This window comes from Mucilaginibacter sp. UYCu711 (assembly GCF_050433825.1).
In the GTDB taxonomy this organism is placed as follows: domain Bacteria; phylum Bacteroidota; class Bacteroidia; order Sphingobacteriales; family Sphingobacteriaceae; genus Mucilaginibacter.
Map to the genome: position 1 here is coordinate 14244 of NZ_JBNPWM010000004.1, position 25650 is coordinate 39893.

The window sequence follows — 25650 nt, forward strand, 5'->3', positions numbered from 1 at the left end:
TAGTTGCATGAAAGGTTTGGGTAAACTCATTTGGCGTTTTGTTAAATTATTCCTGATATTTTTTATTGGTGTTACTGTGTTTTGGGTGATAATTTACCGCTTTGTAAATCCGCCGGTAACGTGGCTGATGCTTACCCGTGGTTTTGAGCAAAAAGCGGACGGCAAACCCTGGAAGATTGATAAGGAATGGCGTGATTTTGATGACATCGCCGATGCTATGAAACGTGCCGCAGTTGCTGCCGAAGACCAAACATTTTTAGAGAACCACGGCTTTGATTTTAACGCGATAGAAAAAGCTATCCAAAAAAATTCAAAAAGTAATAAGCTGATAGGTGGCAGCACCATATCGCAGCAAACTGCCAAAAATGTTTTTTTATGGCCCGGCCGGTCGTGGGTGCGCAAAGGATTTGAAGCCTATTTTACTTTACTGATAGAAATATTTTGGAGTAAGCGCCGCATTATGGAAGTTTACCTAAATGTTATAGAGATGGGTGATGGTATTTATGGCGTTAACGCGGCAGCGCAAGCCTATTTCCATAAAGATGCAGCTAATTTAACCCGGGCACAGGCAGCAGCCATAGCATCAATTTTTCCAAGTCCGTTAAAATGGTCGGCAACAGAGCCGAGCGGCTATGTAAGGCACCGCCAGTACCTGATCATGAAAAACATGCGCAGGTTAGGCCCGATGGATTTTTGATAGGTGTAACCTGATAAATAAATAACATTGTTGAGGTGTGCCAGGTGTGCCACGTGTACCAGCTGTTCCACCTGTACCTGGCACACACACGGTTAATAACCCAAAAATTCTTTCAGGTCCGGATGATATTGAGAGGTCAAAAACTCGGTCACGGTAAACTCGGCCAGTTTGTGTTTGTAAAAGGGATCTTCTTTGATAAGTTTTTCAACCGCTTCTTTAGAATCGGCTAAAGCCAGGATGATGCCGCCCGTACGCGGCACTTTACGGCCCGACGCTACAAAAACATTTTTCTTATAATACTTGCGCAGGTACTTCACATGGTCGGCCATGTGGGTATCCAGTTCTTCTAACGGGACGATGTAGTTAAGATCGATAACGAACATGCGTGGTGTTTAGTTAACTAACCACCAAATCCCCGAAAAGTTGGATATGCCAGCTATCTTTAAAAGAGACTTCCCATTTTGTTTCCAGTTCGGTTAGGTTTTGCACCAGGTTGTTATAAACAATGGTATCGGTATTAATGGCGCCTTGTTTAAGCAGATCTTCAAATCCATGACGAGGTAATGAAAGCACTTCGTCAGCCTCTTTATAGGCCAAATTGAAGCGATCAAACAAATTAATATTAAACTCGCGTTCTATCTCCTGCATAAAACGGACCGATTTATCAATAGAGCAGCCGCTGGCGCCTGCCTGTGTTTCGTCGACAATTAATATCAAAAAGCGGTTATAACGTACTTCGGCTTTGGCTTTAAGCTGGCTATTGTGTGCTGTCCACAGCGAAGTAAAGTCGTTAAGGCGTAGCTGTATTTGAGCTACCGCCTCGTCTGTTAACTTTTTGTCCGACTGGTAAACCCACACTCTTGAATTTTTTGAAAATTGCATATACAAAGCTATCAAATTATTATCTTAGGGCTGTACTTTTGTTGTCATGGTAAAATCAGTTCTGCCAAAAAATAAAAAGATAGCGCTTATCTTTTCCATTGTGATTATGGCTGCCGTTAGCTTATGCTTTGCAGCGGGCATGACCGACCAGGACTGGCTTAACTGGGGTAACAAATGCCTGGCCCAATCCTTTGATCCATCATCAGATCCAAAAATAAAAAAGTGGGAACTGCTATTAACCGACGATTCCTTTATCCGCCTGCGTAAAACTTATCAAAACGGGAAGCAGGAATACTTTTCGTTCCACCTGCATAATTTGCAGGATATGGATTACCTGGGTACTGTAAACACCGGCACGCTGCAGCTAAAAGCAAAAGGCGACGATATTATTGTACAAACCTATAACGATAAAAAGGGTAATGTTGATTCGATGGCGACAGTACTATCTATCCCCGTAAAAAATATGGAACCCGAGCGTTTAGATAGTTTGCAACATGCATTGCTGTATTTTAAATCGAAGAATTTATAACCCGTTTGCCCGGGCGGTTATTTCTGCGATATCCAAAACTTTTATTTCCTGTTCCTTGTCGTGATTTTTTACGCCATCGCTCAACATGGTCATACAAAACGGGCAGGCGGCTGCAACAACCTGTGCATTTACCGATATTACCTCGTCAATGCGTTCCATGTTGATGTCTTTATTGCCCTGCTCAGGTTCTTTAAACATTTGGGCACCGCCGGCGCCACAGCATAGGCCATTGCTTTTGCAGCGCTTCATTTCAACCAGTTCGGTATCTAATATCTCCAGGGCTTTGCGTGGGGCCTCATATACGTCGTTACCGCGGCCCAGATAGCAAGGATCATGATACGTAATGCGTTTGCCTTTAAAACTCTCCCCGCCTTCGGCTTTTAACTTACCATCATCAATTAATTGTTGAATTAGTTGGGTATGGTGGATAACCTCATAACTACCCCCCAGGCCCGGGTATTCGTTTTTAATTGTATTAAAGCAATGGGGGCAGCCGGTTACTATCTTCTTAATATTATAGGCATTCAGTACCTCAATGTTGGTCATGGCCTGCATCTGGAACAGAAACTCGTTACCGGCACGTTTCGCTGGGTCGCCGGTACAACTTTCTTCGGTGCCTAATACCGCGTAGCTAATGCCTACATGGCGCAATATCTTGCAGATATCGCGCGTAATTTTTTGCGCCCGCTCATCAAAACTTCCCGCACAGCCAACCCAGAACAATATTTCGGGTTCTTTACCTTCGGCAGCCATTTGGGCCATGGTGGGTACTTTTAGTTCGTCCATTTTATTTAATTCTTCTCTGCCCAGTTAAATCTATCCGCATTACTATACTTCCACGGCGCGCCATTGTTCTCTACATTGCCAAACATATTGTTAAGGCTTGCCGGCGCTTGTGATTCTTCCATCACTATGTAGCTGCGCATTTCGGTAATGATCTCCAACGGATTAATGTTTACCGGGCAAGCTTCCACACAGGCATTGCAAGTGGTGCAGGCCCAAAGCTCCTCGCGGGTTATATAATCGTCTAATAGTGCTTTGCCATCGTTGTGATCTTTGCCGTGCTTATCCAGGTTGTTACCTACTTCGGTAATCCGGTCGCGCGTGTCCATCATAATTTTACGTGGCGACAGCAGCTTGCCTGTAATATTTGCCGGACAAACAGATGTACACCTGCCACATTCGGTACAGGTATAGGCTTCCATCAGGTTCTTCCAGGTTAGATCGGTTGCATCTTTAGCACCAAAACGCGCTATTTCGCCATTGTTTTCAGGTACGAATGATGGATCAAGCATCGCTTTAACTTCGTTAGTAACTGATGCCATATTGCTAAACTCGCCCTTAGGCTCCAAATTAGAGTACCAGGTATTTGGAAAAGCCAGCAGGATGTGGAAGTGTTTAGAGTAAGGCAGATAATTAAGGAAAGCCAGTATCCCTATAATGTGGAACCACCAGCACCCGCGCTCAATAATTGCCAGCGTATTTGCATTGCCGGATAGGAGGGGAGCTATTAAACTACTTACCGGGAAACTGACCGCCTGTATATAGTGACCAAAATGCAGCGCCTGTAATTTATAGTCGGCGGCGTTCATGGTTAAAAATGCGGTCATCAGGCATATTTCAATGAAGAGGATATAGTTGGCGTCGCTTTTAGGCCAGGCGGTCATTTCCGTCCCGCTAAAGCGTTTTAAACGGATAATATTGCGCCGGGCAAGAAACACCACACAGGCTGTCAATACCAATATTGCCAATACTTCAAATCCGCCAATTAATAAGCCGTATAGGCTGCCCAACGGTTTTGAAAATATACGGTGTGAGCCGAATATGCCGTCGATCATTATCTCTAATACTTCAAGGTTGATAATGATAAAGCCAATGTAAATAAAGAAGTGCATAACAGCGGCTACGGGGCGCTTGGTCATTTTGGTTTGACCAAGCGCAACTTTAGCCATAACCAGCCAGCGCTCGGCCGGGCGGTCGCTGCGGTTCACATCCCTGCCCAACAATATATTGCGCCGTATTTTACCCGCGTTTTTACTGAACAGGTAAATGGCAGCAATTAATATGAGGACGAACAGGATCTGTGAAATCATTATGCGTGCATAGTATTTAACTCAAAGATAGTTTTATCAATCAACTATCAAAACAGTACAAAACATTTAGCTGCTTAAAAGTTTTTTTGTAATTGTAAATATTTGATTTACTGCACAGTTAATTATCAATCGCAAACTAAGTAGCAGTTTTTTCAAAAAAAAGTACTGATAAATAAAAAAAAAGCTACATTTGCAGTCCTTAAACGGCTGGTATCATAGCTCAGTCGGTAGAGCAAAGGACTGAAAATCCTTGTGTCGCTGGTTCGATCCCAGCTGATACCACAACATCAAAAAGGCCATTTTCAATAAGAAATGGCCTTTTTGATGAAATAAGGCGTATTTTAGCGTCATCTCTTCTAAGTATGCTCAATCGAGTGATTAGCGATTTAACAGATTTTATTGTTGAATTGGCCAAAAATTATTCAGAAATAGTTAAGAATTTTTTCGGCCGCTAATTTTTAAACAAATGGCTACAGTAAGGGAAGTAATTGTTCCGACGGAAAAAAAGAAAGATGGAACATGGAATGTAAAGATCAGGGTTAACCACAAGGCGAAGACCCTTTATCTAAAAACACACCATTTTGTCACGGACAAACAAATCCGTAAAGATTTTACCATTAAAGATTCGATCATCCTCGATCTTATTTATCCGGTACTCAAAGAATACCGTATAAAAATCAGTGAGCTCGGACCAAAACTTGAATTGCTGGAAGTGTCTAGATTGGTCATTATTCTAACCAAAAAAGAGCAAACAGCAGATGATATCAATATCATCGAATATGGAAAAAAGCGTATTGAGGAATTAAAGAAAGCGAAAAGGAATGCGAGCGCAGCAAACATGACCACCATTGTTTATAGCTTGATGGACTACTTTAAAATCGATTTCGTTCCTGTAACTGAAATTAGGACCAAAATGCTCCATGATTATGAAAAATACCTTCGCTCAACTCGGACAATCAGCAGGCCGGATCAATTTAATAACGTATATAAACGGACTGTAAACGGATTAAGTGATACAGGTCTTCACAATCACATGCGCGACCTGCGAATTCTTTTTAATGATGTTAAAGATTTTTATAATGATGAAGACTTAGACGTCATTGTAATCAAACATTATCCATTTAAAAAGTATAAGCTGGTAAATGTTACGGAAAACCTCAAGCCTAAACTTACAATCGATCAGGTAATAGCGATCCGTGACTGCGAAGTTCCGGAAAATAGCCGTATCGAGCTTGCCAAAGACTTGTTTATGCTCAGCCTTTATTTATGCGGAATGAACGCTGTTGACCTGTATCAACTTGAAGCAGAAATATTTTTAAATGAACGAGTAGATTATAATCGTTCGAAAACTAAGTCGAGACGGCGTGACAGAGCATTTATTAGCGTAAATATACCAGATATCGCTATACCATATTTCGTAAAATATGCTGGGCATCTTCAATTGAGATATGCCACACATCTTTCACTCGATCGGGCATTAAGCGTCGGCATGCGGTCCATAGGTAAAGATCTGAATATAGCTGATTTGGAATTTTACGATGCGCGTCACGCTTTCGGGGATTGGGCCAGAAATATTTGCCGGTTTAGCAAGGATGACGTTGCTTTAGCCCTTAATCATAAAGATCAGACGACGTCAGTCACAGATATTTATATTTCTAAAAATTGGAAGATTATCGACGAGATTCAGGAATCAGTGATTAATTTATTATCCGCTGAAAATGAACATTTGGTCGATTAAGTATTTAAATGGCTGGTGCTAACTACTGGTTTTTCATTAATCAAATTATTTAAATTATCATCGTTACGGCGTAACCGCACCAAATGAATCTATCGAAATACGATTATTCTCCAAATGAGAATTTAAAGAATTGTGAATTTTTCAGTGACGGGCTAAAAGTGTAAGGTCAGATAAATACTATTGTTCTTCTTCATCATTATCTATACAACATTCTAATTCTTTGATAAGTTGATACTTGCCTTATGTGAAAATAATTTCGTCGACCATTATACTGTGTGCACGTATATAATCTAAAGGCAGGCATTTTTTCCAAGGCACACACACTTTAAAATTATTGTTATATTTGTATTGTGAGTATTACCATCGCAGAAGTTCATTCATTTCTTGCCGACTTTAAAGTAAAAAAGTCGATATGGCGAATATTGTATAGGGATGACCGTGGCAAAAACTCGCAAACCTTGGCAGATTTGGAGTTGCGGCCTATTGATAGGGATACTGTTTTAGATTCCCTTTCAGCACAAGATTATTGCCAGGGGCCATTGGAAGAGAAATTATACGGCGGAAGTGACATGTGGGTTTTTGGTAAAGAGATTAAGAAAAATGAAATTTATATAAAAATAACACTCGGCATGGTTAATGCAGAAGTTATTTGTGTTTCTTTTCACATAGCAGAATATCCTTTAACGTACCCTTTTAAGTAAAATGTTATGAAAAGTCCAATAACAGGTAAGGAAATGGCCTTACAAAAAGAAAAAAGAGTAATTATTTTCAGGAAGGAAGAATTTTCAGTTGTTTATCATTATTTGAAATGTATAGAATCTGAAGAGCAATTTACATCGACCGAGTTGGATGAAATTAATATGCTGCAGGTATATAATAAATATCGGGAGGCGCATAAACTTCCATATCCTGAACAGATCAAAGAGCTAAGGGACAGATATAAAATTTCGGCTATAAAAATGGCTGATATATTAGGTTTTGGGGCGAATATGTATAGGAATTATGAAAACGGGGAAGTTCCAAGCGAATCCAATTCCAGGCTGATTCAATTAGCGCAGGACCCTGAAAAATTCAAACATTTGATCGTATTAAGTGGTGTTTACACCGTAGATGAAGAAAGGAACATCCTTCGTCATTTAGATGAATTAATTGAAAGGGAAAAACAATCGATCTGGTCATTTAGCATAGAAGATTATTTGTTGGGATTTGATAGTAGTATCGGAATCCATACCGGTTATACTTTGCCAAATTTGGAAAAGCTTCGTCAGATGATTATTTATTTCACCGCTTCTGTAAAACCGTGGAAGACAAAAATGAATAAGTTGTTATTCTATGCAGATTTCGTGAATTTCAGAAAGACTTGTTTTTCTATCAGCGGTACACAATACCGTGCTATTGATATGGGTCCTGTGCCTAATAACTTTAATAGCATTTTTGAATTTGCAGCAGATCATGAAGATATAAATATTGAAAGGAAATCTTTTCCCAGCGGTGCTTTGGGAGAAAAGTTCCTTCCTAACCCGGAAAGAAAGTTTAATCCGGATTTATTTAATGACGATGAATTAGCATCACTAAATGAGGTAGTAACCAAGTTCAAAAATACTTCAGTATCGGATATTATTGAAACGAGTCATTTGGAAAAGGCCTGGTATGAAAATTATCAGGATGGAAAAAAATTAATTAGTTATGAATATGGATTTGAATTAGAAACAATATAAAGCAAGGATAATAAAAAAGCCTGGGGAATTGCGGTCCACAGGCTAATAAAGTGTCTCAATGCAATCAGGACCGCGTCTAATCGGTAGATACACAGTGTGTGACTTTAAGGTGTTTGTCTTATAACGTCGTAAAGATATTAAAAGTTTGGATTCTACAAACTTAATCTTATATCTCTACCCCTTAATTTCCAACATTCCATAGCCTGAAGCCATGTTTTTCTGAACGTGACCCAATCAGAAAAATTAATTCATCCCGCTAGGGATGGCAGTTTTTTTATTTAAAAAATTAGCAACATGGCTACAAACGGAAAGCCCGGAGACAACCACCGGCAAGGCGCGGTCAGAAACCGCTCACAAGTGTTCAAACCAACAGCTGAAAAATGGGTCAAACGGGATTCGGCTACAGGCCGTTTTATGGATGTCAAACAAGACGGCTTTAAATTTAAGGGTGTAAGAAGGGAAGGTAAACAATGATTTCTTTACAAGAAAAACAGTTTTTCACCTCACTCTGGGAGAAATTGGCAGATGCTTTAGATTTGACGGACGCTCAATATGAACTGGCGAATGAAAAGTTTTTAAAGATGGGCAACTATCTTTCTGAACCTGGTAGTTTGCTCGCTCGATTTAATCCCCAGGTTTTGTTGCAAGGGTCTTTGCGTGTGGGTATTCCAGTAAGACCTATTAACGAGGAGGACGAGTTTGATGTAGATATGACTTGTATTTTAAATACAAGTACCGCTGCATTATCACAGTATGATTTAAAACAACTATTTAAAATCAGGCTGGAACAAGATGCGGACTACAAACGCATGCTTGATGAAGAACATAGGAGATGTTGGCGGGAAAAATATGCGGAAGCAACCCGTTTTCACCTTGATGTAGTGCCAGCAATTCCAGACGATTTTTTATGGATCACAGCGCAAGGAGTGCCTTATCATTATGCTAAACACGCGATCAATATTACCGATAATAAAAGTCCTAATTATAAATTAATATCCAGCGATTGGCCAAAGAGTAATACGGAAGGTTTTGCGTTATGGTTCCTGGAAGTAATGAAGGAGCAATTGCAGGAAGCGATACGGATGATGTCCCAAACATTAAACAAAAGGATTGAGGATATTCCTGATTTTAAGGCGAGAACACCGCTGCAAAGGGCTATACAGATTTTAAAAAGACATCGTGATTTGTATTTTCAGAATGACTGTGACGATAAGCCGGTGTCTATTATAATTACTACCTTGGCCGCAAGAGCCTACCAGGGACAGTCAAATCTCTATGACGCGTTAACTGGTATAATTGATCGGATGCCCTTATTTATAGAAGATCGGGTAGTGGCGGGAAAATTAGTAAAATGGGTTCCTAATCCAGTCAATCCTAAAGAAAACTTTGCCGATAAATGGCAGACAGAAAAACAACGTCAAACGAAGTTTTACGAGTGGTTAAAAAAGGTTAAGGATGATTTTGGCAACGTAGTTTCTCAAAAAGGAATTCCTAATATTAGCGCGACGCTCAAACCCCTATTTGGTACAAGAGCAGTTAACGAGGCTGTCAATAATATTGGCAAGAACTTGAATGATCTTCGTGAAAGTGGGAAATTAACCGCAACGGCAGGAACCGCTACGTTAGGTATTGGTTTCAATAAACCTGTTCTTAAACACACATTCGATGGTACCAAAGAATAACAGGGTAATTACGCTGCAAGTACAAAAAGAAGTATTGGCCCGGTTTAACCCCGAAGCGGATATCAAGATTCAAAAAAAACAATTAGTCTGGATCGGGGAACTTACGCCTTCCCCGGTCAGCCTAACTTACAAGGTTAAAATTGTTTATGAATTGTACGATTGGCCCAAAGTTTACGTGCTGGAACCTGAGCTAATTATCGCTCATGGTAAAGTCCTGCCCCATGTCTATTCGACTCCGGAAAAAAAACTATGCCTTTATTATCATGATAACCAGGGCTGGAAACCATCAAAATTGATTGCCAAGACCATTTTATTATGGGCCTCGGAATGGCTATACCATTATGAAATCTGGGCAGCTACAGGGGTTTGGAATGGTGGAGGTACCGTACACTAAATTTAAAATTTAAAAAATGACTTACATAATTATAAAACACCCGGTTCATAGTGAAATTTCAGATCAGGAATGTTTAGCAGCTATACCTTCAAAATATACCAGCGATCAGCAACTAATTATAGAAATAAAGCCGGCGTCTATTCCCCTTGGCGAAGCAATTGAAGATTGGGATCAACTGGAGATCTTACAGCGAAAACAATTCGTTGAAAAGATTAAACCAGCAGTAGACAAATACCCCGGTGTTCCAATTTTTTATTTTGGATTTGCGCCTATTCCGCTGATCATTCATTTAGGTTCTTTAATCGACAACTGGCAGCAGGTGTATCCCATGTTTAGAACGCACGATACAAGAGAGTGGCGTTACGAGCTGGATCATAAAAAGCAGGTTGAATACCAGTTATCGGGGTTGCCTAATGATGAGAACTTATCTAATAAAGATGTAGCCTTAAATATTGGCGTATCCTTTAAAGTTAACGCGGATGTTACTTCCGCTGTTGTAGGCGACTCGCTGATGAAGGTGGTTAATTTAGAAGTAGTGACTCCCGGCTATGAAAACTTATATGACCAAAATGACCTGATAGAATTCGGTAAGCGGATAGATGAGGTTTTTAGTGTATTAAACTTGAAATTCCCAAATCTGTCAGTAGTGCATGTTTTTGCAAGTGTACCGATCCCGGTAGCATTTGTTTTAGGGCATAAGATACAGCCCAATATTTACCCGGTTTTATATACTTATCAATTTAAGAGCAGCGCAGAAACGCAGTTTCAATTGGCTATTTTAATCAATCAGCCGTCTGAGGAAAAAGTAATGTTCACAACCGAACAATATGAATTGGCAGCTAAATTCAGGGCGAGTTGGAACGAGATGTTAACCCAAAAACTTAACCGTTTTATAAAAAACCTGAATGATAAACCGAAAGGCAACTGGTTTGACTATTTATCAACTGACGTAGACTGGTCTTCCTTCAATGTTCCCTATTGGCGGCACCTTGAGCCGCTTATAGCAAATAAATTGCTTGTACAGGATAAAATCAATCAGGAAAATATTACGGTTGCAAATGGGTTCGACTACGACCAGGCGGTTTATGAATGGAGCATTGATACTAGCGTCTTTGTGGCCCTGGTGAAAAGGCTGAAAGAAGAGGCATTGGTTAATAAAGCGGGAAGGTTATTTCTTCTCCATGAATCTTTACATTACAGCTTCCATAATATCAATAAGCAAGTTGCCGACGGCATCGGCAGCTTTCCCAAAGTAATTGAAGAATCAGATTATCATGCAGATGTATATGCGTTATTGCATGACTATGCCTGGTCGAAGCTTTATGATGACAAGTTTGACGAACAAAAATATAAAACATGGTTCTTGGTAACCATTCAGGTTATGGTGGAAACGATGTGGTCATTTGATGATACCGGCGAAGATTTAAATGAAATTCAGATACGCCGGATGAACAGGTTTTTGATATGGTATTGGCAATCTATTCGTATTAAATATGCTAACTCCTTGAAAGAGGTAGCAGATGTGCTTTCAGAAAAACCGGTAATAGAATTTTCGGGGTTATTAATAAAGGCGAGTAATCAACGTGTTTTTTACAACTTAGAGAAGATGGCCGGTAGTATCGGTGAAATGGCGGTGTATGCTAATGGTAAAGTAATCCGGACAACTCCTCCGAATTATACTACGCTTATTGAGGGATTTAAAAAACTGAATGGGACTATGATAACCGATGCTTTAGAAATGCTGTATAAGGTAGTTTACAAATGATTATAAGAGGCAAGGAGTGACTATACAATTATAAATAATACTTTTTATGCAAGAACAATACAATCAAAATCAAACACGCTGGCAAGAATTTGCTGTAAAAGCAAGTTTGCTAATGCTAGGAGTCGCTGTACTGGATAGCTTACTAAATGAACCCCATGACACGGTAAATTATATCTTATTTTATAAGGGAAAAAAGATGTATCATGGCATTTCTTATGAAGATTGCTTTGATGGGCGTATCGATCAATATGAGCGGGCAGGTATTATCCCTTTTGATGACTTTGTTTATGATTACCCTAAAACCCGCGCAAAAGCGATGGAATTAGAATGCAGGCGAATTAATCGCGATCAAACGCCACATAATAATCATCATCGTTGAGACAGCACTAATAATTAATTTGCTAATGAACCGCCTAATTTTAACCGGAAACGGATTTGACCTCGCACATTGAATGAAAACCAGCTATAAGGATTTTATAGTATGGAACCTAAAATTCACCTTCACGGAAGCGTACGACAAACATAAGTACGAGGACGAACTGATAGAAATTGGCCGGAACTTTTTTGAGGAATTGAGGTTTGACCGTATATATAAGGTTTCAGATTACATTGATTACTGTTTAAAAAACAATTTAAACGAACTATTAAATAATAAAGACACTTATACAAGTGGGGTGGTTCATCACCCATTTTTCTCCGTAAGGCTTAAATTTGATTTTTTCTTTCATTTACTTAAAACCTGCAAAGAAGCGGGCTGGGTTGATATTGAAAATGAATTTTATGATCAATTAACAGCAATATTAAAAGGGACAACCAGCAAATCATCTTCCCTAATGCTTTTAAATGAATCCATGAAAAACTTGATTTCGTTCCTGGAAATGTATTTATTACAAATTCACCCCCCTGCACAGATTAAAGCATACCTTGATATTTTTGATGCATCAATTAAAAAGGACGAGATCGTAACAGTCCAATTAACTAAAGATGTAATGCCGACTGACACACAGGTGTTGAACTTTAATTATACACCAGTCATCGAAAATTATTTTGAAAAGGCTATGCCTATGTACTCTAACATTAACTATGAGGTCAATTACATTCATGGCAAAGCCGGTGATCCCACAAATCCTCTGATTTTTGGATTTGGCGATGAATTGGATGATAGTTATTTAAAAATGGAACTGGAAAAATCGAGCGGTTTTTTGACGTATATAAAATCCTTTTGGTATTTTAAAACATCTAACTACCATAACCTAATCCGGTTTATTGACTCAGATGATTTCCAGGTTTATGTAATGGGGCACTCCTGCGGGCTGTCCGACAGAACGATGTTGAACATGGTCTTTGAACATGACAATTGTAAATCGATCAAAATTTTCTATCACGAGAACAAGGACGGCAGAAACAATTTTACGGCCTTGACGCAGCAAATTTCCCGGCACTTTAAAAATAAGGGAATGATGCGAAAGAAAATCGTTTCATTCGATAAATCGACAGCCATGCCACAGGCTTAATTTATTAATTTAATGATTACATTGCGCAATAGATTTAAACCTTAATCATTATTATTTCATGGAATTTAAAAAATTTGGCAGTAATCTCGATGTAAAAGGGATGGTCATCCACCAGTTAAATAAGAACGCGGGCGATCGAAACGTTGGTTTTAAAAAGGCAACACAAGTTCTCAATGTTGGCGAAAAGGAAAAAGTGTTTATTGGCAAATTGAACGATTCTTACCACAAAAAATCGAATCCTACTTATGGTATTTTTGCTGGGATAAACCCGGATTTCAAAGAAACACTAGAAAGTTATTTATCAGCGGATCACTTTTATGATTTCTCAGTTTCTGCCGCAGAAAAATATAAAGTAACACTGGCAAATACAATTAGCTCAACCGGCGGATTTTTAATCTTCACAGATTTTATCAATACCGATACCAAAAACCGATATATGCTCGTACTGACTATTAACAATAAGGACGGTTATGTAGTTAGTGAAGCCGATCTTACGTTACAAGACATCAAAAACCTTGATCTTGGGCAAGTGGACGTTGCCTGTATGATTAATCTGACAAGATGGAAAGATATTGAAGCAGGGGCCGATACGGATAGTAAAACTTATTTATCATTTGTCAAGGGTAATAAAAAAGTGAGTTATTATTTTCTGACTTTCATCGATTGTGATAACAAGACTACCAGCACCGAATCCTCAAAAAGACTGGTCAATGCAATAGAAGCCTATGCAACTACTAAGGGCTATGACCGGCAATCAAAGATCAGGTTAAAAAATCAAATCCATGATTATTGCACGGATTGTATGACTAAAAAGAAAGACATCCAGCTTTCTGCAATATCAGCATTGGTTGATCCAGACAACATTAACGAATTCCAGGAATTTGCTGCCGGTGAAGAATACGGCGTTAGCGAAACAATAAAAGGTGACAAGGCGCAGTTAAAACGTATCAAGTATATCATGTATAAAGATGATAGGTATTCTGTTGAATTTGACGCGGGTCTGCTTGGAACGGACGTAATTTATAATAAAGAAAAGAATGAGCTTACCTTCAAAAAGGTACCGGAGGGTTTGATAAAACAGCTTCCATCTTGAAATTATGCTTAAGGACGTTGTTCATATTATTCTAAGCGCTAATAACTACCATGAAACAGATGGCACTTTGTTTTGTCATGGGGTACCGGTCGATGATGAAACCAGCACAGCCATTCAGTTCCTGGAAGTAAAAGACATCATTGAAAACACCGACTATGAAAATCGGGTTGGCGCAACGATCAAATTAGAGTTATCGATTGCACGGCTGAACGGCATTGGATACTATCAAAACGCAGATAGTTTAATTCTAAAAAATAAATACAACTATCCTGCTACCCTGTTTTATGTAGCAGGGGTTGACCGTTTCAGCGATGAGCCAGATGTTAAGTTTTATTCCAAATACAAAATTATTATTGACTTTATCAATGCGATAAAAACTATATCAAGGCATAACTATACCGATGTTGATATGGATTATGCTTTGATATTCCGCGATGACAAAGCGTTGTTGCTGCCTTTCACCTATGGATCAAACCAGGTGGAACATATCTCAGCAGGCGGCTTAAAAGGCTTACAAGCAATAATCGATGTCTTTTCGGATAGTGGAACGGAAAAGCAACTGTTATTTATCAATGAAATGATTGATTACTTATCCCCAGCCGCCGAAGTTGTGAGGTTCACAACTCTTTTAAGAAATGTTTCGGATTTTGTAGATAAGTGTAATAACGCTTACCAATATTATTTACGAGATTTTTCTTATAATAAACTCAAAATAGAATTGGATTCCAAGGCATTAGAATTTACGCAAAAGATTCAGTCTGTTATTAATGATTCACAAAATAAACTGGTAACTATCCCGACCGCGTTCGTTTTGGTTTTCGCCACTTTTGATTTTAAAGACCCGGATTCTATTAAAAATATTGTATCCATCATTAGCTTGTTCATTTTTGCTGTTTTGATTCAGATATTTTTAAATAACCAGTTCAGTTCTCTGAATTTCACCGAAGCGAATATCTCCGCTTATAAAGAAACATTTTCACAGAGTAATATTGAAAAATTTAAAGAGAAGTTTGCTTTGGTGGATAATGAGTTAAGCAAACAAAAGAACAGACTGATTTTAGTTATTGGGATATTATGGCTGATTCCGATAGTTTTGTTGATCTTATGGCTGACCCTACCTTCGCCACCAATTACGCCACTGCATAAATAGTTTATCAACGAGGAAGCAGCTAAGTAAGTCCAACATGTTTTAGCCGGATCAAAACAGCTCGCCGGAATACGTACTTTCACTTCGTCCAACATATAAATTGTGTTGATTTAACTTTCTAAATAAAATTAAATGCTGCTACATTAAGGTCAACAGTAGATAACTATTTATTATCATTGATAATTTTAAAAGAAGGGTAGCTAGCTGATCATTTGATATGTGTTGAATCCTTTGTTTGATTGAAGTATCAGAGGATTGAACCAAAACAATTAAAAAGCCATTTTACGCAAGTCCGCCAAAAAATAGTTCGAGAATTGTCCAGGAAGGGTTGATATATAATTGAATCTCAAGGAATCAAACTAATCAAACTCCAATAATAGAGTTCAGGTCTTTTGCTTCTTTTTTGTAAGAAAAGAACTCCGTGTTGCAACACTAATTATATTATTGTGTTAACTAAAAGTAGGTTTTAACGCTTGTCTTCATTTCGCAAATAATTATTATTTAGCATTTTAACCCAATCAAGATGCTGCTAAAAGTTTTAAATCTTCCAAAAAGGGGTTCGAAAAGCTTCCCCTACGGGCTATCATAGGAAATTTACTACAGGTACTGTAATTAAATTGTTCACGTGATAGACTTGGTTTCACAACATCCGCCGTTTGGAGATTCTACAGAGATATAAGATTGGCGAATCTTCCATAGAGACTTTGTTAATGAGTCCGCGAACAGAAAGGGAATAACAGCTTATGGCTGCGGGCATTCCATTTACAAAGACAGTCCTGCACTTGATAAGCAGTATTGTAGCTATATAGGCTGAAAGTTTAAGTGCGGAGCAGAAAGGCGCCAGTTTTCCAAAATTCTCTTCTTTTACTATGGAAGCAATAAACACCGCGAAAAGATCGGGCCATCAAAACATGTCAAAAAAAGGGGACAGCAATAATACGCTGAATACTAAATTTGAATCCTCTATTCTTAATTACTCACACGAAAACACACCTACCATGACAAATTATAAAAGGTTGGTATTATCACTAACCGCAATCGCTTTTTCTTTTCAATTTCAAATGTTACATGCGCAGAGCGCAGAGAAACCCGACCCAGCAGACAGTGACTATACCGTAAAGGTGGGACAGCAGGCACCGACTGATTTTTTACTGAAACTCACCGACGGCAGCACACCTCACTGAAAGCCCTTAGCGGAACAGTAGTCGTCTTACAGCTTACAGCCAGTATTTGCCCTATTCGCAGATTAAAATTTCCTCACCTGGAAAAGGAGCTTTGGGAGCCACTGAAAAATAGAAACTTCATGCTGATCGCGGTAGACAGAGACGAACCATTGCAAAAAGTGATCAGGTTCAAAAAAGATGTTGGGATCACCTACCGGATGGCTCTCGACCCAGGAGCGAAGATCTTTAGATTATTTACCACAAAAGATGCGGGTATCGCAAGGGATATCGTGATCGACCAGCATGGTAAATCATGTTTTTTGGCCGTCTTTATGATCCGAAGGAATTTGAAAGAATGGAATATACAATAAGAGGTCTTTTGAATAATCCAAAACATGGTTGAGCTGCTTTTTAAAAGGTTAATTAATCAGGAATTAATGTAAATTTTTCCTTGCATTAATAAATAAGTTATTATATTCATAACCAAATAATTAACCTATTATAATAACCTTATTATGCGCAACAGAATTACAAAAAACGGCCTCGAAGGAAGTGTAATAATCGGAGCATACGGTGCTCTGATTTCGATTAAAATAACTGATGAAAAAGTCAACACCCCGGACTTTCTCGGTTTTGAAATCAAAAGAGACGACAATACCGAAAACGAAAGCTATCCGCTGAAGGGTTTCAAATATTTTGCCGAATCAGGAGTCCCCTCTGTAAAAGGCCAGCTTTTTGATACTGACAAACAGCCGATACAGTCCTGCTACTGGGAAGATTTCTCAGTAAAACCGACGCACAAATACATTTATCATATCATACCTGTTTATGGCAAACCCAAAAATCTGACCTATGGAGCATCAGTGGATGTTCCTGTAGAGTCAGAAACGGCGGAAGGAGAATTTCATTCTGTGCACTTTAATATGGGTGTGGCCGGTAGCCTTGCCTATGCCACAAAATTCCAGAACCAGCGGCCTGATCATATGACGCCAGACCAGAAAGCGTTAGTGGTTAAATGGCTTTCAAGAGGACTTCAGGAGGCCTTGCTGGGATTTATTGATGATGCGATAGCTAACGGCAAGGCTTTAAGGGCTGCTTTCTACGAATTCACCTATGATCCTGTATTGCAGAAACTCAAGGATGCTATTAGTGCCGGACTTGACGTTAAGATAATTTACGACTCAAGAGGTGAAGAGGATGAAAATGAAGCTGCAATAACTAAAAACGAGTTACCTAAAACGATTACTAAAAACGGGGAAGAAATAACGATCCTTATTCCCCGTAAAAATGATCCGCAAGTTCCCGCACATAATAAGTTTATGGTGCTGATAACCGATGCTGGCGCTTCGGAGGTATGGACCGGATCTACCAATATAACCGACAAAGGAATTCTTGGTCAGAGCAACGTCGGGCACCGGCTAAAAGATCCCGGTATAGCCTCGAAGTATCTTGATTACTGGGATGATCTTTCTTCAGATCCGGCACATGTTGACATACAAAAGAATACAAAAGATATTCAGCCGGATATAATTGCCCCAGCAGGATTCAATGACAAAATCTCGGTTTTCTTCAGTCCCAGAGAAGATAAATTGATCCTGAAAACATATTCAGCATTTATTACGGAAGCAAAACAAATGGTGTGCGGAATATTCCCTTTTTCTTTTAATAAAGATATGAAGGCCGCTTTTAGCGTTGCCAATGAAAACCTGAAATACATCATGGTGGACAAGATTGGAAACGCGGATGGCATCACTAAAACTGATAATTCAATTATCGTTAACGGTGCTTATTTCACGAAACCAATGTTCGACTGGCTTCAGGAAGTTAATTCCGGTCTTTTATTAAATAAAAAACCAAGCGCGGTAATAGGCACAAACTATGTACACAATAAACTTTTACTGATTGACCCCTTGAGTTCAACGCCTAAAATAATTGTGGGTTCGGCCAATTTCAGCGATCCTTCCGTATTGTCAAATGACGAAAACACCCTGGTGATTTCCGGCGGCACTGAACTTCAAAGAATATCGGATATTTACTTTACCGAGTTTTATAGAATATTTCATCACTTCTTTGTCCGTAAAGCTACCGAAGAAATTAATAATGGAAAAGACACCTCCGTTGATAGCCCGGACAATCCGCTTCATCTAAAAACCGATAACTCCTGGCTTACTCAGTTTGACTCAGATAAAATAAAGGTCAAAATGCAGGGTCAAATTTCAACGATGCCGCTTAAATTTTAAATGACACCTGTGAAAAATCTATTTTTCACAGGTGTGTTATTGAATAATTATTTGCAATATCAATTATATTATCAGTATCTTGGTAATCAGTTATTTGCGACCGTATTTAACTGTTATCTAAACTTTATCAAAAATCGTCTTAAATGAAATGGAAAGCTTTAATACTCGGCGGAGGAGGTCCTGTCGGCGAGTTTCAAATTGGTGCACTCCAAGTGATTTCCAAGTATTATGATTCCTTTGATATGTATATCGGCATTGGATGCGGCTCATTAAACAGCGGTGTGCTCGCTCAATATGATACTGTATCTGAGGGGTATGCGGCTTTGTTGAATATTTGGAATGATATTAAACGAACGAGCGATATTTTCGATGTGCCTTTTGGCGGGGGTGCGATAGCGGCCTTATCATCCTTAATATCTGGGAGCGGCTGGGCAAAAGACAGTATATACGGCAACAAAAAATTAACTGAGACCATACGAAAGTATATCGACTGGAACAAAATCAAAGACAAGAAGAATTGGGCAATCGAGGTCTCAACTTTAAACGACGGACAAGTTTATGTTGTAACCAATAATAAACCGCTGCTCGATAAGGACTCCAATCCGCTCCGCACCGTTCAATTTTCCTTGGAACCCGGAAGCCCGTATAACATCGGAGACCACATTTATGAATTGCTTACTGCCGGGGGATGCACGCCATTAATGTTGCCACCGGTCGACCTTTTTGGCCTTCGCTTTGTTGAAGGAGGGATCCGAAGTTGTACACCATTGGAATTAGCTGTTAAGGCGTTTGAGCTGGCGAAAGCTGATGGATATGATGAAGCGGAGTTTATCGTGATTGATAATTATGTTCACGAACCAAATTTCGAAGACTTTCAATTATTGGATAGCGGCCTTGAAATTATAGGACGGACATTGAAAATGATGACCATCCAGATCGCGCAAGCTGATATTTACCGAGGTCAGGTCAGACTGGAAAAACTTGGCGTTCCGTCAAACGTGATTTTGATCCAACCTACAAAGGACTTCCGTCTGAGTCCATTTAACTTCAATGACCTGGCGACCAGGCTTGCCATAAGAAATCATGGGGTTACCAGGGCCACCCTGCTTATCCCCCAGCATCCTGCTGTTCAACTCACAGAAATGGCGCTTACTTTGGATAAGAAACTACCCTTCGAAAATTTACTGGCTACGTTCAATACGGATCAGGAAGTACCCGATCACTCCGACCAACTGGTCCACTCGATATTGGCAGACCCTACGCTTAATGAAACCCATTTTCAAACAAACCCCGCAAATAAAGCAATGCCGCTCGCCATTTTTACAGAGGCGGTAGATGACCAGCAAATAGCATATCCTAAAATTTAACGGAACTCAGCTCCCTGATGACAGAAGCCGCTAAAAATAGCAATAAGATCAAAGCGGTAGGTGCAGGTTTTGCATTTGATGATATCATCACAACCGACGGTTTACGGATATCGCTTAAAAACATGAACAATATCGTCAATGTCGATCCGGAACAATTGAATGATCCTTTAATGGCAGGAACGTTGGTTGATTTTGAAGGAGGTGCAACGATAGATCAGCTTAATAAGTACCTGTGGCCCCAGGGTCGCGCCCTGATCAACCAGCCCGGCTACGAAGGGCTGAGTTTTATCGGTGTGGCATCATGCGGGGGACATGGTTCCGGGAGGATGATCGGTCCCCTTGCAGAGGCTATTTGCGGCTTAAATCTTATGACCTTTGACGCTGCGGGAAAATTGGTGCAAAAAAGAATCGAACAAAGCGCCGGTATTAGCGACCCGGCTAAATTCAAGTTAAAATTCCCTAACGTGGAATTAATCCAGGATGACGTTTACTTTAATGCGGCAAAAGTCTCGGTTGGGCTGATGGGTATTTTCTATTCGGTCACGGTAAGAACCCAGGCATCTTTCTTTCTGGAGGAGACAAGGGAAATGCACATATGGAGCGAATTAAAACCGGTAATATTCGACAAACTGTCTGACAAAACTATTCACAGCATACATATTTGGTTCAATCCTTATCCGGTTGCCGGGGAAAATTCATGCGTACTTTCTGAATACAGGCGGGTGAGTGGCCCGGCAAAAGGAAAACGACCATTTGGCGTAACTTTTGGCCTGATCCCTGAACTTGCGCCGCTGATCTTGTGGACCATGGAACACTTCCCTAATAAGCTTCCCGAAATTATAAACAGCACCTTAAAAGCTACTGTCAACAAGAGCCCGGTAGTAATGCCATGTCCGGAAGCCCTCAACTTTGGTACGCCAAATTTGACCAAAGTGGATGCCTGCAATTGCGGGATACCTCTGGAAAAGTTGATAGAAGTTGCTGACAGGTTATTCCAACTGGCAGCCAGCAGGGTCAATGAAGGAGCGTTCATTTCAGTCCCTCCCGGCTTCAGGTTTACGGCTGAGGCCCAGGGCTTCTTAGCGCCTCAATATAAACGGGAAACCTGTATGATAGAAATGCCTTTTATCAGACCAACTCCACATGCTATGGATTCGATTGACGCGTTTTTGCAGCTGTATATGAATGACTTTGCCGGCCGGCCACACTGGGGCCAAAGATTAAATCAAAACGTCACGCCGGTCGCCCTTAAAAACATGTATCCTGAACTGCAGTCATTTCAGAAAATATTTGACGCGTTTAACTACAACGGAATCTTTGATAACGAATTTTCGCAAAAGATCGGATTGAGCTGAACTTAACAATCACCAAAATGGATGCTTCCCAACAACAGCAAGTTAAAAATTTCATCAGTTCGGCACATAACGCGGCGAATAAAAATCTGCTGTCTTGGGATATTTTCTCGACAGAATGGATTTTTCTCCTACAAAGTGAAGCTAAACTGGTTGTTGCAATAAATGATGCTCCCGAACCACCTGATCATCAGCCAGGCGACGCGGAATACGGTATCTTCCTGTACCTGATCAACCATGAGCTGCCGGTTTTATTGAGACCGATTGTTCCCTTGCTCAGGGAACTTGGATTACCACAAAGTACGATCACGCCCGAACAATACGCTGCATTAGTATCATTATTAAAAACCGGTGCCGGAATCGTAACTGCCGATGGCACAATGATCGCATTTACCAAATATGCGGTATTAGATGCGGGCTACTTATATGCCGTTCTCGATTATTTACGAACCCGTTATTCCGGTTATTTACCCGGCTTAGGGTTAACGATTCATCCGTTTCAAACCGACCCTGCGACTATGCCGATAGAAAGCAAGGAGCCTCTTAGGATCGCCGTGCTCGGAGACTGGGGGACAGGTGAATGGAAGGATGCAGACCTGGCCATGTGCCCTTCAAAATTGGTCAGCGAGGCGATCAAAGAATTATCTCCTCATATCGTGATCCACTTGGGCGATGTTTACTATTCGGGAACACCTGCCGAAGAAAAGAATAAACTAAATGAAATGTGGACAGGTGGTTCCAAAGCTTCGTTCACTTTAAATAGCAATCACGAGATGTATGATGGCGCAAACGGTTACTTCGCGACAGCGCTGAACGATCCAGCGTTTTCATCCCAAGGGGGAACCAGTTATTTCGCGATCACATATGCTGATTGGATTGTGATTGGTTTGGATAGTGCCTATTACGACAAATCGACGCTGTATAAATCCGGAACCGTGTCCGGCGAGCAATTACAATTCATTTCTGACAATGTTAACAAGCCCGAAAATCTGCAAAAGCGGGTAATTATCCTGACGCATCATAACCCTATAAATTATGATGCAAGTGCAATAAACATCAGGAAAGATAATGGTAGTCTTTTAAACGATATGTACCTTGCCTTGGGAAATAGATTTCCTGATTATTGGTACTATGGACATCTTCATAATGGTATCGTCTATAATAAACAAAAATTGGCACCTCTATTCAGCAAATATGACGGTAGTGTACCAAATTTTCGGTGTATGGGACATGCAGGCATACCCGCTGGTCTGGCTAAAGGACTGAAAGACAATCCGGCCATAGACTATTATGTACAAACAAAAGTGGACAGCCAGAATTCCGCACTATCAAAGCGGGTTCTCAATGGGTTTGCATTATTAACACTAAAGCAAGGGAGTGTTACTGAAGAAGTTTTTGAAGTTTCCAACGCTTCTTCCGGCGGTGGCGTTAGTCTTAAAACGGGCTGGCATAATTAAATCCTTATGAAATTAAGCATTCAATAATAACCTTTAAACAGAAACATTATGAGCACTTCATGTTCTACATTTAACATCCCATTTACAGGTACGGCCGTTGACGTCGTAAAAAAAATTCATGATCAGGTCATTGCTCAGGGAGGCATATTTACTGGTGATGCATCGGCAGGACAATTCGACGTAGGAACACCAGTAGGACATATCGCAGGTATTTACAGTATAACTACGCCACAACAGATCGATGTTGACATAACACGTAAACCGGCGTTGGTACCGTCCTGCAAACAAATTGAAGACTACATCACAGAGCATATTTAGTAACAGGCGTGACGCGTATTAACACCATTTTTTTGTTATTGGCAATTTGTGCGGTAACAATAATCGCAAGCATTTTTATTTCTTAAAGAAATTCCGTTACCTACAAAGAAGACCGGGTAGCCAATATTCTTATGAAATATTATATACGCCCTTATCGTAAAAATATAGGAAACTAGCATTATTCCAACGCACCACGAAAGTGCTATCCAGATGTGATTTCCCACAGACAGGTTTGAAAGCCGCGCATGGACGGCTTCCACCACTCATGTTACCGGCTAATTTTCTGCAAAGGCGCGAACAGCATTCGGCATATTTTATTAAAATTATACAATTTATCATTGATTGTGCGGCAAGTCTGTGCACCGACTTACAACAACAGAGGATCGTATTTACGATATTTTTCTAGGTTAACAAACAGGAATAAATGGCTATACAGCGGCATCCCAATCTCGATGGTATCAAATGCCTGGGGATAAATAAGACAATTATTCTTGTACAACTTGCAATTACCAATAATTAAAAGCAACTTTATTGCTTTTAATTATTGGTGATGAATGGTCTTGACCTACTGTATTATAATTTATTAATTAAAAGCGACTTTATGTTCCTAACCCTGATTTGCAACGGCGTAGATCACAACGATTAATAAAAACCATTCACAATTTGATCAGATATGGCGCATCATAGACCTAGCCGAAAAAGAAAAACATTTCAGCTCAGGCCTGCGAAATTTCACCCGCTAGACAGGTCCGTCAGGAACAGGATTGTCAGAAGAGCGGTTGAGCGAAAAAAGAAAAAGGAAAGCTACCCGGAACTTAAAGCTATGATGTATGTTATAGGCGGTTTTATCCTTGCTTTTGCAATTATCATCATTATATATAATATGACCAGAGCGCATGAAAAACTAGAGCACCCTTAATGCATTTGATAGTTTGCTATAGATATACATATATTTGGTTTTAAAACGCAACTTTGTTGTAACGAGGTGCCAAAACGAATTTTAATAAATTACGCGCCTTCAGGCAGAATAATATCATTAACAACCTTATCTGACAGGCAAACTGCAATATATTTAAACTTTATAAGGTGTATTACCATGATGAGATCATCATCATGGGCAGAAGGTAATTCTTCACTAAGTCGCACGTTCCATATTTGTCGGTGCTCCCTGGCTTCGCATAAAAAGCGACCTTGTGTTCTGCTTTTTCAAAACCCAACCGTACATTACATCATGGCTCCTAGCACAAACTTAACATCCATGTTTTCGAATCAGTTTACTCAATCAATTAAAATGTTTAAAAACCTAATAGGTCATTCAAATTGAGTAGCTGGATTTATCAATGCTTCTAACCCAAACCAAAGATTCGCAAAAAAATAAGTCGTTTTATTAGTTTCGGATGTTCGGACGAATGCATAAGCCACCATCATCCGATGTATGTCGCAACAAAAATTAAATAGAGCAATTATCGGAAGGATGAATATCTTCATGATCAATCGTTAGCTTAGGTATTCCGCCTTGAAAAGTAACTATCCAAACACTGTCGAAATCATCGTCCGGCCAGGTTAACGTATCTGCGATACCCAGTGCTTTTAGAATGCACGGAATTGCCTTATGTTCCCACGTAATAATTATTGTCCCCTTTCGGCTTTTCAGGTCTGCTGCAATGCCCGGAAAATCTTTCTCATGATGACTAGTATTAACGATTAAATTATATCGTATAGCGGTCGGTACAATGGTTTGGAACATTCTAGAATGTTTTGTTGTATCTCCCAAGCCGAGCCCCGGAACAAAAAGGAAATCAGGTTTACCGAATTTTTTATACAAAACTGTTGGTAATTTTAAAGATCGGTTAAGTCCAGCACAGTTGAGGTTAGTTCCCACAAGCGGTTTTTCGCCATGTCGAATAAAAATAAGCTTTTGTGCTTGCAGGACACCAGCCGAAAGCATAAAAAAAAGAATTATAAAACAAAATTTATTCATAGTGTTGCTAATTAATATGATTTTGGAGATTTCAGATACCCATACTTTCTTTGTCAATATTTATTACGTCGGTAAATAACGTGTCTATTATATGAAAAATTACATATTTATTGACCATTATAGAATTAATTTTTACGGCCCGCCCACACTCCTAACGATTGTAGCTTAGGTTAAATAGCAATTTTTTAAAATCAAGGATCAAAATTTACGTTTCAGGTTCAAATTGCCCTGCTTTTTTTGTTTTCTATATTAAAATTGCCCCCTTAGCTTCAAGGAACAACCCGACGCTAAAGCAATATAGGTCACCATAATTGCGGCGGGTGTGGACATTGAATCAGTTTATTTCATTTCTCACTTATACGCGGTGCGTCTAGACGTTTTATCGAGTGGGTCGACGGTAAAAGTAAATATTTTAGCCGTTCATAAGTCAAGAACCTTTTTTATCAAAACGTTTTTTCGATTTGCCGGAAATTCGCTTTATCCTATGAGAGAAATGCGATATATGAGTTTCAGCTTTTCT

The 25650-nt window shown here is 39.6% G+C and carries 25 protein-coding genes, 1 tRNA gene and 1 pseudogene; 22 read left to right on the forward strand and 5 right to left on the reverse strand.

Features of this window, described 5'->3' with window-relative positions:
* The first annotated feature begins 7 nt into the window (after positions 1–7).
* Entirely contained in the window at positions 8–697 is a 690-nt protein-coding gene (gene mtgA, locus ABIB50_RS09455) for a monofunctional biosynthetic peptidoglycan transglycosylase (protein WP_429379281.1), read from the forward strand.
* 92 nt (positions 698–789) lie between these two features.
* Here mtgA and ABIB50_RS09460 read toward each other — a convergent pair whose 3' ends face one another.
* A complete protein-coding gene (locus ABIB50_RS09460; protein WP_429379283.1) occupies positions 790–1080 on the reverse strand; it encodes a YciI family protein in 291 nt (96 codons plus the stop codon).
* A 13-nt stretch (positions 1081–1093) separates the two neighbouring features.
* Complete coding sequence (locus ABIB50_RS09465; RefSeq protein WP_429379285.1) at positions 1094–1579, reverse strand: ABC transporter ATPase; 486 nt, start codon at positions 1577–1579, stop codon at positions 1094–1096.
* A gap of 46 nt (positions 1580–1625) precedes the next feature.
* Here ABIB50_RS09465 and ABIB50_RS09470 point away from each other — a divergent pair, with 46 nt between their 5' ends.
* Positions 1626–2108 (forward strand): hypothetical protein, encoded by a 483-nt coding sequence (locus ABIB50_RS09470; RefSeq protein WP_429379287.1) that lies wholly within the window; start codon positions 1626–1628, stop codon positions 2106–2108.
* Here ABIB50_RS09470 and ABIB50_RS09475 read toward each other — a convergent pair.
* Both ABIB50_RS09475 and ABIB50_RS09480 read right to left on the reverse strand, forming a co-directional pair.
* Entirely contained in the window at positions 2103–2894 is a 792-nt protein-coding gene (locus tag ABIB50_RS09475) for a (Fe-S)-binding protein (protein ID WP_429379289.1), read from the reverse strand. The two genes, ABIB50_RS09470 and ABIB50_RS09475, sit on opposite strands and share 6 nt — an antisense overlap.
* Positions 2895–2899: 5 nt before the next feature.
* A complete protein-coding gene (locus ABIB50_RS09480) occupies positions 2900–4201 on the reverse strand; it encodes a 4Fe-4S dicluster domain-containing protein (RefSeq protein WP_429379291.1) in 1302 nt (433 codons plus the stop codon).
* A gap of 209 nt (positions 4202–4410) precedes the next feature.
* Here ABIB50_RS09480 and ABIB50_RS09485 point away from each other — a divergent pair.
* From ABIB50_RS09485 to ABIB50_RS09580, 20 genes and pseudogenes are all read left to right on the forward strand, one after another.
* A tRNA-Phe gene (locus ABIB50_RS09485) sits at positions 4411–4483 on the forward strand.
* Between the two features lie 184 nt (positions 4484–4667).
* The gene (locus ABIB50_RS09490; RefSeq protein ID WP_429379293.1) at positions 4668–5939 is read left to right on the forward strand and encodes a phage integrase SAM-like domain-containing protein; all 1272 of its coding nucleotides are present in this window, start codon (positions 4668–4670) and stop codon (positions 5937–5939) included.
* A 350-nt stretch (positions 5940–6289) separates the two neighbouring features.
* Positions 6290–6640 (forward strand): hypothetical protein, encoded by a 351-nt coding sequence (locus tag ABIB50_RS09495; RefSeq protein WP_429379295.1) that lies wholly within the window; start codon positions 6290–6292, stop codon positions 6638–6640.
* A gap of 6 nt (positions 6641–6646) precedes the next feature.
* Positions 6647–7657 (forward strand): type II toxin-antitoxin system antitoxin SocA domain-containing protein, encoded by a 1011-nt coding sequence (locus tag ABIB50_RS09500; RefSeq protein WP_429379297.1) that lies wholly within the window; start codon positions 6647–6649, stop codon positions 7655–7657.
* A 294-nt stretch (positions 7658–7951) separates the two neighbouring features.
* The gene (locus ABIB50_RS09505) at positions 7952–8131 is read left to right on the forward strand and encodes a hypothetical protein (RefSeq protein ID WP_429379299.1); all 180 of its coding nucleotides are present in this window, start codon (positions 7952–7954) and stop codon (positions 8129–8131) included.
* A complete protein-coding gene (locus ABIB50_RS09510; protein ID WP_429379301.1) occupies positions 8128–9339 on the forward strand; it encodes a nucleotidyltransferase domain-containing protein in 1212 nt (403 codons plus the stop codon). Before ABIB50_RS09505 ends, ABIB50_RS09510 begins: the two co-directional genes overlap by 4 nt.
* The gene (locus ABIB50_RS09515) at positions 9323–9733 is read left to right on the forward strand and encodes a hypothetical protein (RefSeq protein ID WP_429379303.1); all 411 of its coding nucleotides are present in this window, start codon (positions 9323–9325) and stop codon (positions 9731–9733) included. Before ABIB50_RS09510 ends, ABIB50_RS09515 begins: the two co-directional genes overlap by 17 nt.
* A gap of 16 nt (positions 9734–9749) precedes the next feature.
* Positions 9750–11498 (forward strand): SAVED domain-containing protein, encoded by a 1749-nt coding sequence (locus ABIB50_RS09520; RefSeq protein ID WP_429379305.1) that lies wholly within the window; start codon positions 9750–9752, stop codon positions 11496–11498.
* 46 nt (positions 11499–11544) lie between these two features.
* Entirely contained in the window at positions 11545–11877 is a 333-nt protein-coding gene (locus ABIB50_RS09525; RefSeq protein ID WP_429379307.1) for a hypothetical protein, read from the forward strand.
* A gap of 73 nt (positions 11878–11950) precedes the next feature.
* The gene (locus ABIB50_RS09530) at positions 11951–13012 is read left to right on the forward strand and encodes an AbiH family protein (RefSeq protein WP_429379309.1); all 1062 of its coding nucleotides are present in this window, start codon (positions 11951–11953) and stop codon (positions 13010–13012) included.
* 58 nt (positions 13013–13070) lie between these two features.
* The gene (locus tag ABIB50_RS09535; protein ID WP_429379311.1) at positions 13071–14105 is read left to right on the forward strand and encodes a nucleoid-associated protein; all 1035 of its coding nucleotides are present in this window, start codon (positions 13071–13073) and stop codon (positions 14103–14105) included.
* Between the two features lie 4 nt (positions 14106–14109).
* Positions 14110–15255 (forward strand): hypothetical protein, encoded by a 1146-nt coding sequence (locus ABIB50_RS09540; RefSeq protein WP_429379313.1) that lies wholly within the window; start codon positions 14110–14112, stop codon positions 15253–15255.
* 866 nt (positions 15256–16121) lie between these two features.
* A complete protein-coding gene (locus tag ABIB50_RS09545; RefSeq protein ID WP_429379315.1) occupies positions 16122–16436 on the forward strand; it encodes a hypothetical protein in 315 nt (104 codons plus the stop codon).
* Complete coding sequence (locus ABIB50_RS09550) at positions 16433–16786, forward strand: TlpA family protein disulfide reductase (protein WP_429379881.1); 354 nt, start codon at positions 16433–16435, stop codon at positions 16784–16786. Before ABIB50_RS09545 ends, ABIB50_RS09550 begins: the two co-directional genes overlap by 4 nt.
* A 144-nt stretch (positions 16787–16930) precedes the next feature.
* Complete coding sequence (locus ABIB50_RS09555; protein WP_429379317.1) at positions 16931–18655, forward strand: phospholipase D-like domain-containing protein; 1725 nt, start codon at positions 16931–16933, stop codon at positions 18653–18655.
* A gap of 143 nt (positions 18656–18798) precedes the next feature.
* Positions 18799–20022: a patatin-like phospholipase family protein gene (locus ABIB50_RS09560; protein WP_429379319.1), complete on the forward strand. Its 1224-nt coding sequence runs from the start codon at positions 18799–18801 to the stop codon at positions 20020–20022.
* 11 nt (positions 20023–20033) lie between these two features.
* Positions 20034–20408: pseudogene (locus ABIB50_RS09565) on the forward strand (FAD-binding protein); the annotation flags it as partial.
* The gene (locus tag ABIB50_RS09570) at positions 20391–21377 is read left to right on the forward strand and encodes a D-arabinono-1,4-lactone oxidase (protein ID WP_429379882.1); all 987 of its coding nucleotides are present in this window, start codon (positions 20391–20393) and stop codon (positions 21375–21377) included. The pseudogene ABIB50_RS09565 and the gene ABIB50_RS09570, both read left to right, overlap by 18 nt.
* Before the next feature lie 17 nt (positions 21378–21394).
* Positions 21395–22831 (forward strand): metallophosphoesterase family protein, encoded by a 1437-nt coding sequence (locus ABIB50_RS09575; protein WP_429379321.1) that lies wholly within the window; start codon positions 21395–21397, stop codon positions 22829–22831.
* A 48-nt stretch (positions 22832–22879) separates the two neighbouring features.
* On the forward strand, positions 22880–23149 hold the full coding sequence (locus tag ABIB50_RS09580; RefSeq protein ID WP_429379323.1) for a hypothetical protein: 270 nt from the start codon (positions 22880–22882) through the stop codon (positions 23147–23149).
* Positions 23150–24599: 1450 nt separating this feature from the next.
* Here the strand turns inward: ABIB50_RS09580 and ABIB50_RS09585 are convergent.
* A complete protein-coding gene (locus ABIB50_RS09585; protein WP_429379325.1) occupies positions 24600–25130 on the reverse strand; it encodes a histidine phosphatase family protein in 531 nt (176 codons plus the stop codon).
* Between the last annotated feature and the right edge of the window lie 520 nt (positions 25131–25650).